General features: G+C 64.3%; 8 protein-coding genes and 3 tRNA genes. 8 read left to right on the top strand and 3 right to left on the bottom strand.

The annotated features are described in order from the left end of the window. Positions 1 to 114: 114 nt before the first annotated feature. The 3 genes from C7H85_RS11075 to C7H85_RS11065 form a co-directional block, all read right to left on the bottom strand. Positions 115 to 200: transfer RNA gene (locus tag C7H85_RS11075), tRNA-Leu, on the bottom strand. A 33-nt stretch (positions 201 to 233) separates the two neighbouring features. Next, positions 234 to 309: transfer RNA gene (locus C7H85_RS11070), tRNA-His, on the bottom strand. Positions 310 to 330: 21 nt separating this feature from the next. Beyond that, a tRNA-Arg gene (locus C7H85_RS11065) sits at positions 331 to 407 on the bottom strand. A gap of 252 nt (positions 408 to 659) precedes the next feature. Here C7H85_RS11065 and C7H85_RS11060 point away from each other — a divergent pair. The 8 genes from C7H85_RS11060 to recG all read left to right on the top strand — a co-directional run bounded on the left by C7H85_RS11060 (position 660) and on the right by recG (position 12,590). Then, entirely contained in the window at positions 660 to 1,202 is a 543-nt protein-coding gene (locus C7H85_RS11060; RefSeq protein ID WP_245879646.1) for a TetR/AcrR family transcriptional regulator, read from the top strand. A 22-nt stretch (positions 1,203 to 1,224) separates the two neighbouring features. Continuing rightward, positions 1,225 to 2,346: an efflux RND transporter periplasmic adaptor subunit gene (locus C7H85_RS11055; RefSeq protein WP_106729768.1), complete on the top strand. Its 1,122-nt coding sequence runs from the start codon at positions 1,225 to 1,227 to the stop codon at positions 2,344 to 2,346. 12 nt (positions 2,347 to 2,358) lie between these two features. Beyond that, positions 2,359 to 5,436 carry a multidrug efflux RND transporter permease subunit gene (locus tag C7H85_RS11050; protein WP_106729767.1) on the top strand — a complete coding sequence of 1,026 codons (3,078 nt, stop codon included), beginning with the start codon at positions 2,359 to 2,361 and terminating at the stop codon, positions 5,434 to 5,436. Between the two features lie 102 nt (positions 5,437 to 5,538). Next, complete coding sequence (locus C7H85_RS11045; RefSeq protein WP_106729766.1) at positions 5,539 to 5,757, top strand: hypothetical protein; 219 nt, start codon at positions 5,539 to 5,541, stop codon at positions 5,755 to 5,757. 75 nt (positions 5,758 to 5,832) lie between these two features. After that, positions 5,833 to 6,741: a DMT family transporter gene (locus tag C7H85_RS11040; protein WP_106729765.1), complete on the top strand. Its 909-nt coding sequence runs from the start codon at positions 5,833 to 5,835 to the stop codon at positions 6,739 to 6,741. Between the two features lie 198 nt (positions 6,742 to 6,939). Next, entirely contained in the window at positions 6,940 to 8,730 is a 1,791-nt protein-coding gene (locus tag C7H85_RS11035) for an aminopeptidase P family protein (protein WP_106729764.1), read from the top strand. Positions 8,731 to 8,898: 168 nt separating this feature from the next. After that, positions 8,899 to 10,248 carry a CDP-diacylglycerol--serine O-phosphatidyltransferase gene (pssA, locus tag C7H85_RS11030; protein WP_106729763.1) on the top strand — a complete coding sequence of 450 codons (1,350 nt, stop codon included), beginning with the start codon at positions 8,899 to 8,901 and terminating at the stop codon, positions 10,246 to 10,248. Between the two features lie 269 nt (positions 10,249 to 10,517). Beyond that, positions 10,518 to 12,590, top strand: a complete 2,073-nt coding sequence (gene recG, locus C7H85_RS11020) for an ATP-dependent DNA helicase RecG (protein ID WP_106729761.1) — start codon at positions 10,518 to 10,520, stop codon at positions 12,588 to 12,590. Positions 12,591 to 12,593 lie beyond the last annotated feature (3 nt).

Genomic DNA, 12,593 nt, shown 5'->3' with positions numbered 1-12,593 from the left:
ACTCTCTAAGTTGTGCTTTAGTGTCGGGGCGCGACCCTCTGGTCCGCTTATTCCCAACGACCGGAGATGCGCTACCAAGCTGCGCTAAACGCCGTTTTATTCATTATGAAGCAGTGGTGCGAAGGGGGGGACTTGAACCCCCACGTCCATAGGACACTAACACCTGAAGCTAGCGCGTCTACCAATTCCGCCACCCTCGCATTGTTTACTGCTTCCAGGCCGAGGCCTGAAACTGGGGTGACCGACGGGGCTCGAACCCGCGACAACCGGAATCACAATCCGGGACTCTACCAACTGAGCTACGGTCACCACATTTTGTCCATTACCAGATGGCGCGCCCGACAGGATTCGAACCTGTGACCTCTGCCTCCGGAGGGCAGCGCTCTATCCAGCTGAGCTACGGGCGCTCTATATTTGGACGCTGCGAATACTAAGGTGACCCCCCGACCTTGTCCAGCACTTTTTTACAATAACCCATCAGCTGCCGCTTTTGTCATCAGTGTGCTGCTTTTTTTGGCTAAACTTGCCGTAAGCCAAGGTGCCCTCATTGACTTGCCACGGGAAAGGCCTACAATTCCCCGCTAGTGAATGAACGTTCATTCAGAAGCAGTACACCACCAGAGCAAGCCAAGAGAATGTCGGATAAACGTGAACGCATATTGAACGCAGCCGAAACCCTGATCGCCCACTATGGCTTTCAGGGCATGTCGATGCAACTGGTGGCCAAACATGCCGACGTCGCGACGGGCACCATCTATCGCTACTTCCAGGATAAGGAAAGCCTGCTGCGTTGTGTTCACGAAGAGCGCATGCAGGAAGTGTCCCTGGCCATCTGCAAAGAGGTCGATCTCGACAGACCCGGCTATCCGCAGTTCCGCCAGCTGTGGCTGAACTGTATCCATTATCTGATGAACAATCCGGATTGTCTGCTGTACCGGGTGCAATACGAGGCCTCTCCCCTGTTCGACCGGGAGGAGGAAAAACAGATGGACGAGCACTACTTCAAGCCCATCTTCGAGTTTTTCGAGCGCGGCCGGCAGCAAGGCATTTTCCGGGATATCCCCGCCGAACTGCTGGGTTTTCTGGCGCTGGAAAACCTGATGCTGTTGTCGCAAAAGCACACCAAAGGCTGTATCGAGCTCGATGAAACGCTGTATGAGCAGCTGATCGATGCCGCCTGGAACGCCATTCTAAAACGATAATAATGTCGCGGGAGTAACCCTGATGAAAAAGTGGACCCTGTCCATGCTGCTGCTTGTGATCCTGATCTTCGGCAGTGTAATTGGCTTCAACCTGTTCAAGCAAAAAATGATGGCCCAGTACTTCGCCAACATGCCGGTACCCAGCGTTCCGGTGACCCTGGCCGAGCTGCAACCCCGGGACTGGACGCCACGCATCGCCGCCATCGGCTTTATCGAGCCGATCCAGGGCATCAACGTCAGCAATGAATCTGCCGGCATCGTCCGCACCATCCACTTCGAATCCGGCCAGCAGGTGACGGCCGGCGACATCCTGGTGGAGCTGGATGCAGACGTGGAAAAAGCCAACCTGCGCAGCGCCGAGGGCCGGCGGCCCTCGGTGCAGGCCAACCTGGAACGGATGCGTCAGCTCTATGGCCGGGGCTCGGTGTCCAAGGGCCAGCTGGACGAAGCCGAAGCCAACTATCGCGAGCTGCAGGGGCAGATAGACTCGCTCCAGGCCACCATAGAGCGGCGCACCATCCGCGCCCCCTTCGACGGCATCATGGGCATCCGCAACGCCTTCCTCGGCCAGTACCTGAACGCCGGCGCGGACATCGCCCGGCTGGAAGACATCAGCCATTTCAGCATCCGCTTCACCATCCCCCAGACCCGGCTGGCCGACATTGCGGTGGGCCAGGCGCTGAATATCTTCGTGGACGCCTACCCGGACACCCCCTTCGAAGGGGAAATCACCGCCATCGAGCCGCAGGTGAATCCCGACTCGGGCGTGGTGCAGGTGCAGGCCAGCATTCCCAACCAGGACGGCAAGCTGCGCTCGGGCATGTTCGCCAAGCTCGACGTCAGGCTGCCGACCCTGAGCGAGCAGATGCTGGTGCCCCAGCATGCCATCAACTTCACCCTCTACGGCCAGACCGTCTACGTGGTGGAGGAAGAGCAGGCCGACAACGGCGAAACCGTGCTGGTCGCCCGGCAACGGGTGGTGGAAGTCGCCGAACGGGAGGCCGAGTTCGCCCGGGTGGTGAAGGGGCTGGAACCCGGCGAGCAAATCGTGACCTCCGGCCAGGTGCGGCTGTCGAACGGCAGCCGGGTCACGCCGGTGGAGAGCGACGCCCTGGATACGCCTGAATCGACCCCCATGCTGTAAGCGGAGAACCCGATGCGCTTTACCGATATCTTTATCAAGCGGCCGGTACTGGCCGTGTCGATCAGCCTGCTGATCGTGCTGCTGGGGTTGCAGGCCCTGCAGAAGATGCAGGTGCGGGAATATCCGGAGATGACCAACACCGTCATCACCGTGTCCACCGGCTATTACGGCGCCAGCGCCGACCTGGTGCAGGGCTTTATCACCCAGCCGCTGGAGCAGGCCATCGCCCAGGCCGACAACATCGACTTCATGAGCTCCACCAGCAGCATGGGCAGCTCCCAGATCACGGTGCAGATGAAGCTGAACACCGACTCCAACGCGGCCCTGTCGGACATACTGGCACGGGTCAACTCGGTGCGCTCGCAGCTGCCGCGGGAGGCGGAAGACCCCAGCCTGGAGATGACCACCGGGGCCTCCACCTCCATCATGTACATCTCCTTCAGCAGCGAACAGCTGAACTCCTCCGAGATCAACGACTACCTGGAGCGGGTGGTGCGGCCCCAATTCTACTCGGTGGACGGGGTGGCCAAGCTCAACCTGTTCGGCGGCTCCAAGTTCGCCCTGCGCATCTGGCTGGATCCGCTGCGCATGGCCGCCTACCAGCTCACCGCCGGCGAGATACTGTCGGTGCTGCAGGCCAACAACTACCAGGCCGCCGCCGGCCAGGCCACCGGCCACTTCATGCTCTACAACAGCGACATCAACTCCCAGGTCAGCAGCACCGAGGCGCTGGAGTCGCTGGTGATCGCCACCCGCAGCGACGCTGTGGTACGGCTGCGCGACGTGGCCCAGGTGTCGCTGGAAAAGAGCCATGATGTGGTGCGCGCCCTGGCCGACGGCGAGTCGGCGGTGATCATCGGGGTGGATCCCACCCCCTCCGCCAACCCGCTGGACGTGGCCGCCAACGTGCGCGAGATGCTGCCGGGCCTCGAACGCAACATGCCCGACACCATCAAGATGAAGCTGTTGTACGACGCCACCGACGCCATCAACGAGTCGATCTTTGAAGTGGTCAAGACCATCCTCGAAGCCTCGCTGATCGTGCTGGTGGTGATCACCCTGTTCCTCGGCTCACTGAGGGCGGTGCTGATCCCCATCATCACCATTCCCCTGTCGCTGGTGGGCGTGGCGATACTGATGAACCTGTTCGGCTTCAGTATCAACCTGATGACGCTCTTGGCCATGGTGCTGGCCATCGGCCTGGTGGTGGACGACGCCATCGTGGTGGTGGAAAACGTCGACCGCCATATCAAGGCCGGCGAAGACCCTTACCGGGCCGCCATTCTCGGCACCCGGGAGATCGCCCTGCCGGTGATCACCATGACCATCACCCTGGCGGCGGTGTACGCCCCCATCGCGCTGATGAGTGGCATCACCGGCTCGCTGTTCAAGGAGTTCGCCCTGACCCTGGCCGGTGCGGTGTTCATCTCGGGCGTGGTGGCGCTGACCCTGTCGCCGATGATGTGCTCCCGGCTGCTCAAGGCCCACGTCAATCCCAACCGCTTCGAACGGGGGGTGGAAGACACCCTGGAGCGGCTGACCGATGCCTATGCGCGCATGCTGGACGCGGTGCTGGGCAAACGCCCGGTGGTGATCGCCTTCGCGGTGCTGGTGTTCGGCTCGCTGCCAGTGCTGTTCAGCTTCATCCCCAGCGAGCTGGCGCCCAACGAAGACCGCGGCGCCTTCCTGATGATGGCCAAGGCCCCCAACAGCGCCAACCTCGACTACATCGAGAACAACATGCGCAAGGCGGTGGCGGTGCTGAACCGGGACGATGCCCTGGCCACCTCGCTCACCATTACCGGCGTACCCAATGCCAACCAGGGCCTGGCGGTAGCGGTGCTCAAGCCCTGGAGCCAGCGTGATTCCCAGAAGGCGGTGATCGAGCGGCTGACCCCGCCGTTACAGGCCATTCCGGCGGTGGCCATCAGCGCCTTCGAGTTCCCCGAGCTGCCCGGCGCCTCCAGCGGCCTGCCGATACAGTACGTGCTGACCACCCCCAACAACTTCGAGAGCTTGTACGAAGTGGCGGCGGACGTGCTGCAGAAGGTCAGCAGCAACCCGCTGTTCATCTACAGCGAGCTGGATCTGGCGTTCGACGCCGGCACCATGAAGATAGATGTGAACCGGGACAAGGCCGGCGCCTACGGGGTGACCATGCAGGACATCGCCATCACCCTGTCCACCATGATGAGCGACGCCTACGTCAACCGGGTGGATCTGGACGGCCGCAGCTACGAGGTGATCCCCCAGGTCACGCGGGAAAACCGGCTCAATCCGGACTCGGTCAACAACTACTATGTGCGCGCCCACAACGGCGACATGGTGCCGCTCAGCAACCTGCTGACCATCACCATGGAAGCCCAGCCGCGCGCCCTGCCCCACTACAACCAGCTGAACTCGGCCACCATCGGCGCCGTGCTCACCCCGGGGGTGTCGATGGGCGATGCCATCAACTTCCTGGAGCAGGAGGTCACCGCCCAGTTGCCCACCGGCTACAACCACGACTACCTGGGCGCCGCCCGCCAGTTCGTGACCGAGGGCAACGCCCTGTACATGACCTTCCTGCTGGCGCTGTTCATCATCTTCCTGGTGCTGGCGTCCCAGTTCGAGAGCGTGCGCGATCCCCTGGTGATCATGGTGTCGGTGCCGCTGGCCATTTCCGGCGCCCTGATCGCCCTGGCCTGGGGCCTGGCCACCATGAACATCTATACCCAGGTGGGGCTGATCACCCTGGTGGGCATCATCACCAAGCACGGCATCCTGATGTGCGAGGTGGCCAAAGAAGAACAGCTGCATCGGGGCCGCGGCCGCACCGAGGCCATCCGGGTGGCCGCCCGCATCCGCCTGCGCGCCATCCTGATGACCACCGCCGCCATGGTCGCGGGCCTGATCCCCCTGCTGTTCGCGGTGGGCGCCGGCGCCTACTCCCGTTTCGGCATGGGCATCGTCATCGTCTCCGGCCTGAGCATCGGCACCCTGTTCACCCTGTTCGTGCTGCCGGTGATCTACACCTTCCTCGCCTCCCGCCACCAGCCGCTGCCGGAGTTCGACGAAGCGCTGGCACCCAAGGCGCACGGCATGCACTGAGCCGACAGTGAAGCAAGAAAAAGGGCTGCATTGTGCAGCCCTTTCCTTTTTTCCGGCCGCCGTCACATAGTAAGCTGACCTTTTCGGACGGGGGGAAGCACCATGCTGCTATGGATACTGCTGCTGGGGGCGGGGCTGCTGGTCACCTCGCTGTTGCTCAACCAGGGCCGGGCCCAGGGGGAGCTGGAAGAGCGGATACGGGGGCTGGAGGCAGACAACCGGCAGTTGCACGAGCGGATAAACACCCTGGAGGAGCTGGTGCTGGAGCGGGAAAAACGCCGCCCTTTCGAGGACATGGCCAAAGATCCCGACCGCTACTGAAAACGCCGCCTCTTCTCCTGCCCCGGCTTATTGCCTACACTGGAGGCCTCTGTCTCCCACGGGCCCGATAACAAGATGAAAGATCAGAAAAAAGCCTACCTGTACGGACTGGGGGCCGTGGCCTGCTGGTCCACGGTGGCCACCGCCTTTAAGCTCTCCCTCGGCTACTTTTCCCCGGCCCAGCTGCTGCTGGTGGCCACCGCTACGTCGCTGTTGCTGCTGCTCGGCCTGTTGGCGGCGCAGGGCAAGCTGAGGTACCTGGGCCGCTATCTGCGCGACCGGCCCGGCTACTACCTGCTGCTGGGGCTGCTCAACCCGGCGCTCTATTATCTTGTCCTGTTCCAGGCCTACGACCGGCTGCCGGCCCAGCAGGCCCAGACCCTCAACTATACCTGGGCCATCACCCTCACCCTGCTGGCGGTGCCCTTCCTCGGCCAGAAAATCCGCGGCCAGGACTGGCTCGCCATCGTGCTCGGCTACCTGGGCGCCATGGTCATCGCCACCCGGGGCGACGTATTCGGCCTGAACTTCGAGGATCCCCTGGGAGTGGCCCTGGCGCTGGTGTCCACCCTGATCTGGGCCGGTTACTGGATCCTCAACACCCGCAACCAGGGCGATGCGCTGGTAGCGCTCACCCTGAGCTTCCTGCTCGCCCTGCCCTTCATCGTGCTGGCCACCGCCCTGTGGTCGGATTTTGCCCTCACCGCCTGGCAGGGCTGGGTCGGCGCCATCTACGTGGGCCTGTTCGAGATGGGCTTCGCCTTCGTGATGTGGCTGCTGGCCATGAAACACGCGGAAAACACCGCCCGCATCTCCAACCTGATCTTTATCTCCCCCTTCGCCTCCCTGCTGCTGCTGTGCTTCCTGGTGGGCGAGGCCATCTACCCGGCCACCGTGGTGGGGCTGGTGATGATAGTGGCCGCGCTGCTGATCCAGCAGCTCCGGCTCGGGCCCCGGTTTGCCAAGGCTTCCGGGGCGGAGTAGAGTGACCGAATCACAGACCCGATACGATGTCAGATGAACCGGACGCCCTGCAAAATCCTGCCCCTGCCGGTAGTCGACATACTCCGCGCCCGCCTCCTCGAGGGCGAATTCGGTGCCGGCGCCGCCCTGTTGCAACAGCCTATCGAATCGGCGGGTCGCCCCATCAAGCAATTACTCACTTCGCGTTAAGGAATCGCCATGACTTATGCCACTCGCCTCGCCGCCGTCCGGGACAGCATGAACCAACAGGGCCTGGACGCCTTTATCGTGCCCCACGACGATGAACACCTGGGGGAATACATTCCGCCCCATGCCGAGCGGCTGGACTGGATCAGCGGCTTCAACGGTTCCGCCGGCGCCGCCGTGGTGCTGGCCGACAGGGCGGCCATCTTCGTGGACGGCCGCTACACGGTACAGGTGCGCCACCAGTGCGATCCGGCGCTGTTCGAGTTCCGCCATCTGGTCAACGAGCCCTTCCTCGACTGGATAGCGGTGGAGCTGCAGGCCGGCAGCCGGGTCGGCTTCGACCCCCGGTTGCACAGCCAGAGCTGGCACCGGGCGGCGGTGGCCAGACTGGCGGCGAAAAACATCAGCCTGGTGCCGCTGGCACAGAACCTGATCGACCTGCACTGGCACGACAGACCCGCCCCGGAGCACCGGCCGGCGCTGCTGCTCAGCCAGGAATACAGCGGCCAGCACAGCGAGGCCAAGCGCCACCGCATCGCCGAAACCCTGGCCGCCGCCGGCGTCGACGCCCAGCTGCTGACCCAGGCCGAGCCTATCAACTGGCTGCTCAACATCCGCGGCCGCGACATCCCCTGCCTGCCGGCGGTGCTGAGCTTCGCCCTGCTGCACCGGGACGGCGCCGTGCAGCTGTTCGCCGATCCCGCCAAGTTCGAGGATCTGGATCTGGCCGCCCACTGTGGCAAAAACGTCAGCCTGGCACCGATGGACGGGCTGGAACAGGCCCTGCTCGCCCTTGGCAAGCAGGGAGCCCGGGTGCAGCTCGACCCGGCCACCGCCAACGCCTGGAGCGCCCTGGTGCTGGAGCAGGCCGGCGCCGAGCTGGTGTTCGCCGACGACCCCTGCATGCTGCCCAAGGCCTGCAAGAACCCGGTGGAAGTGCACGGCAGCCGTGCCGCCCACCTGCGCGACGCCGTGGCGGTATGCCGCTTCCTGGCCTGGCTGGACCGCCGGCTGGCTGAGCCCAACCCGGAACGGGAAGACGAAGGCACCCTGGCCGACAAACTGGAGGCCTTTCGCACCGAGCAGCCCGAATTCGTGGAGCCGAGTTTCGGCACCATCTCCGCCCTGGGCCCCAACGCCGCCATGTGCCACTACCGGCACAGCAACGGCACTCCGCGCCGGCTGGGGCAGGACGCCATCTACCTGGTGGACTCGGGCGGCCAGTATCTGGACGGCACCACCGACATCACCCGCACCGTGGCGGTGGGCGAGCCCGACGCCGAGATCGCTAAGCTGTTTACCCTGGTGCTGCGCGGCCATATCGACCTGGCCTGCGCCCGCTTCCCCGCCGGCACCGGCGGCCTGCAGCTGGACGCCCTGGCGCGCCTGCCCCTGTGGCAGCAGGGCTACAACTTCGACCACGGCACCGGCCACGGCGTGGGCCATTTCCTCAGCGTGCACGAGGGCCCGCAACGCATTTCGCCCAAGGGCAGCATGGTGCCGCTCACCACCGGCATGATCGTCTCCAACGAGCCCGGCTACTACCGGGAAGACGCCTTCGGCATCCGCTGCGAAAACCTGGAAGTGGTGCAACCCGCCGACACCGACGGCGACATCCCGGTGTTCGAGTTCGAAAACCTCACCTGGGTGCCCTTCGATCGGCGGCTGATCGATACGGCCTGGTTCGAGCCCAAGCATGTGCAATGGCTGAACGACTACCACGCCCGGGTGTGGGAGCAGGTCAGCCCGCGGCTCGCCGGGGACGACCTGGCCTGGCTGGAACAGGCCACCCGGCCCCTTTGAGGGACTCGGGAATAGGGACTCGGGAGTGGGGTAGCCGCGCTAATCCCCAGTCCCTGATCCCCAGTCCCCGCAGTAATTTGCCGCCTTTCCCCTAAATTCGGTAAACTGCCCCGAATCTTGTCGTTTGAGTATGGTCTTACTCGGCAACCTTATTAACCAGGTTTACCTATGCAACTAGCCAACTACTACCGAACCCTGCTGCAGCGACTGCCGACCCTGGCGGTGAATGCCGACCGGGTGCAGGTGCTGCACTCCGCCCGGGCCTTCAAGCAGCGGCTGCTGGAGCTGATCGCCGCCGCCCGGACCCGCATCTGCATAGTGGCGCTCTACCTGCAGGACGACGAGGCCGGCCGGGAGGTGCTCACCGCCCTCTACGAGGCCAAACAGGCCAATCCCGTGCTGGACGTACGCCTCTATGTGGACTTTCACCGGGCCCAGCGGGGGCTGATCGGCCATCAGGGGCAGGGCGGCAACCACCTGATGTACCAGGAATTCGCCACCCGTTACCCGCATCCCATCGCCATTCACGGGGTTCCGGTCAAGGGCCGGGAAATCCTCGGGGTACTACACCTCAAGGGCTTTATCTTCGACGATACCCTGCTCTACTCCGGCGCCAGCCTCAACGACATCTACCTGCACCAGCAGGACAGGTACCGCTTCGACCGCTACCACCAGCTCACCTGCCCGCAGTTGGCGGACACCATGGCCGACTATATCGACCGGCTCTTTGCCGACAATCCGGCGGTGCCGTCGCTGAACAACCCGGAGGTGCCCCGAGCCCGCCAGTTGCGCCAGCAGATCCGCCAGTTCAAGCAGCAGATGCGCCGGGCGCATTACCAGTTCGAGGACCTGCCCCGCCAGCCGGGCCAGGTCGCCGTTACTCCCCTGGCCGGCCTCGGCAAGCTCGGCAACCGGCTCAACCGCACCATCCGCCACCTGCTGCGCGGCACCCGGGAAAAGCTCTTTATCTGCACCCCCTACTTCAACCTGCCCAAGCCGCTGGCCAAGGACATCCGCGGCCTGCTCAAGAAAGGGATTGAAGTCACCCTGGTGATCGGCGACAAGACCGCCAACGACTTCTATATTCCGCCGGAAGAATCGTTCCGCACCATCGGCGGCCTGCCCTACCTGTACGAAACCAACCTGCGCCGCTTCGCCCGCGCTAACCAGACCTTCATCTACCAGGGCAAGCTCAACATCATGCTCTGGCGCCACGAACGCAATTCCTACCACCTCAAGGGGCTGTTCGTGGACGACGATCTGGCGATGATCACCGGCAACAACCTCAACCCCCGCGCCTGGGGACTGGATCTGGAAAACGGCCTGCTGCTGCAGGATCCGGAACTATTGCTGCATGCCCGGTTCGAGGCGGAAAAGGCCAATATCCTCGAACATTGCACCCGCCTGAAGCATTTTTCGGAAATCGAAGAGCTCGGCGACTACCCGGAGCCGGTGCAGAAGCTGCTGAAACGGGTGGCCCGCACCCGCGCCAATGTGCTGCTGAAGCGGCTGCTGTAAGAACCGGGATTCGGGATTCGGGATTCGGGATTCGGGATTCGGGATTCGGGATTCGGGATTCGGGATTCGGGATTCGGGATTCGGGATTCGGGATTCGGGATTCGGGATTCGGGATTCGGGATTGAAGACCAGAACCAGGAACCAGACAACCCCCAGTCCCCAGTCCCCAGTCCCCAGTCCCCAGTCCCCAGTCCCCAGTCCCCAGTCCCCAGTCCCATTTTAATCCCGCCTCTGCTATCCTCTGTAAATATTTACAGTGTAAGGCCGCTATGAATCTGGACAAGATGTCCCTCAGCCTGCTCAAGGGGGTGGGCGATAAAATGCTGGAAAAACTGCACCGCCTGGGCCTGGATACGGTGCAGGACCTGCTGTTTCACCTGCCCCTGCGCTACGAAGATCGCACCCGTCTCTACCCCATCGCCGGCCTGATGCCGGGCATGCACGTCTCGGTGGTGGGCGAGATCGTCGACAACCACATCAGCTACGGCCGCAAACGCATGCTGATCTGCCGCCTGCGCGACGACAGCGGCACCCTCACCCTGCGCTTCTTCAACTTCGCCGCTGCCCAGAAGAACAGCCTAACCGCCGGCACCCGGCTGCGCGCCTTCGGCGAAGTCCGTCCCGGCCACCACGGCCTGGAGATCATCCACCCGGAATACAGCCTGCTGCAGGGGGAACAACCGGTCAGCGCCGAGGCCAGCCTGACCCCGGTGTACGGCACCACCGAAGGGTTGCGCCAAATCAGCCTGCGCCAGCTCAGCGACCAGGCGCTGGCCCTGCTCGAACAGCAGCCGCTGCAGGAATGGCTGCCCGACGGCCTCTACGACCGTCAGCTGGGGCTGAACGAGGCGGTACGCCTGCTGCACCGGCCACCGCCCGAGGTGTCCCAGCAACAACTCGAGCAGGGCGAGCATCCGGCCCAGCGCCGGCTGGTAATGGAAGAGCTGCTGGCCCACAACCTGTCGGTGCTCAAGGTGCGTGAGCAGAGCCAGGCCCACCATGCCCGCCCGCTGCCCTGTCCGCAGCCACTGCTCGACCGCTTCCTCGACCAGTTGCCGTTCGCCCCCACGGTTGCCCAGCGCCGGGTGGTGGCGGAAATCGGCGCCGATCTGCAGAAAACCGTGCCCATGATGCGGCTGGTGCAAGGGGACGTGGGCTCGGGCAAGACCCTGGTGGCGGCGCTGGCGGCGCTGCAGGTGATCGGCAACCAGGGCCAGGTGGCGCTGATGGCACCCACCGAACTGCTGGCCGAGCAGCACGCCAACAACTTCGCCGCCTGGCTGGCCCCGCTCGGCATCCAGGTGGGCTGGCTGGCGGGCAAGGTCAAGGGCAAGGCCCGGGCCGAGCAGCTGGAAAAGCTGGCCGGCGGCGAGCTGGCCATGGTGGTGGGCACCCACGCGCTGTTCCAGGAGCAGGTGCAGTTCAACGCCCTGGAACTGGTGATCATCGACGAACAGCACCGCTTCGGGGTGCACCAGCGCCTGGCCCTGCGCGAGAAGGGCAGCCAGGGCGACTATTACCCGCACCAGTTGATCATGACCGCCACCCCCATCCCCCGCACCCTGGCGATGACCGCCTACGCGGATCTGGACACCTCCATCATCGACGAGCTGCCGCCGGGCCGTACCCCGGTCACTACCGTGGCCATTCCCGACGGCCGCCGCGACGAGGTGATGGCCCGGGTGCGCCAGGTGTGCCGGGAGCAGGGCCGCCAGGCCTACTGGGTCTGTACCCTGATCGACGAGTCGGAAGTGCTGGAATGCCAGGCGGCGGAAGACACCGCCAGCGAGCTGACCGCCCAGTTGCCGGAGCTGAAGGTGGGGCTGGTGCACGGCCGGATGAAGGCAGCGGAGAAACAGGCGGTGATGGCCGCCTTCAAGGACGGCGATATCGACCTGCTGGTGGCCACCACCGTGATAGAGGTGGGGGTCGACGTGCCCAACGCCTCGCTGATGATCATCGAAAACCCCGAACGACTCGGCCTGGCCCAGCTGCACCAGCTGCGCGGCCGGGTCGGCCGGGGTGCCACCGCCTCCCACTGCGTGCTGCTTTACCACGCCCCCCTCACCAAGACCGCCGGCCAGCGGCTGGGGGTGCTGCGCGACACCAACGACGGCTTCGTCATCGCCCAGAAGGACCTGGAAATCCGCGGTCCGGGCGAGCTGCTCGGCACCCGCCAGACCGGCCTGGCCGATCTCCGGATTGCCGATCTGGTGCGCGATCAGGCGCTGCTGCCGGAAGTACAACGGCTGGCCCGCTACCTGGCCGACCACCACCCCGAAGTGGTGGACCCGCTGATCCGCCGCTGGCTCGGGCTGCGCGACCACTACGGCAAGGTGTGAGCC

The sequence above is a fragment of the Zobellella endophytica genome (genome assembly GCF_003012775.1).
GTDB lineage: Bacteria > Pseudomonadota > Gammaproteobacteria > Enterobacterales > Aeromonadaceae > Oceanimonas > Oceanimonas endophytica.
Note: the sequence above shows the minus strand (reverse complement) of the source record. Positions and strands in the feature narration are given on the sequence as shown.

Excerpts from the sequence above, each read along its gene's own strand:
- C7H85_RS11055 (WP_106729768.1), top strand. The coding sequence starts at position 1,225 with ATGAAAAAGTGGACCCTGTCCATGCTGCTGCTTGTGATCCTGATCTTC.
- C7H85_RS11050 (WP_106729767.1), top strand. The coding sequence starts at position 2,359 with ATGCGCTTTACCGATATCTTTATCAAGCGGCCGGTACTGGCCGTGTCG.
- pssA (WP_106729763.1), top strand. The coding sequence starts at position 8,899 with ATGCAACTAGCCAACTACTACCGAACCCTGCTGCAGCGACTGCCGACC.
- C7H85_RS11045 (WP_106729766.1), top strand. The coding sequence starts at position 5,539 with ATGCTGCTATGGATACTGCTGCTGGGGGCGGGGCTGCTGGTCACCTCG.
- C7H85_RS11040 (WP_106729765.1), top strand. The coding sequence starts at position 5,833 with ATGAAAGATCAGAAAAAAGCCTACCTGTACGGACTGGGGGCCGTGGCC.
- C7H85_RS11035 (WP_106729764.1), top strand. The coding sequence starts at position 6,940 with ATGACTTATGCCACTCGCCTCGCCGCCGTCCGGGACAGCATGAACCAA.
- recG (WP_106729761.1), top strand. The coding sequence starts at position 10,518 with ATGAATCTGGACAAGATGTCCCTCAGCCTGCTCAAGGGGGTGGGCGAT.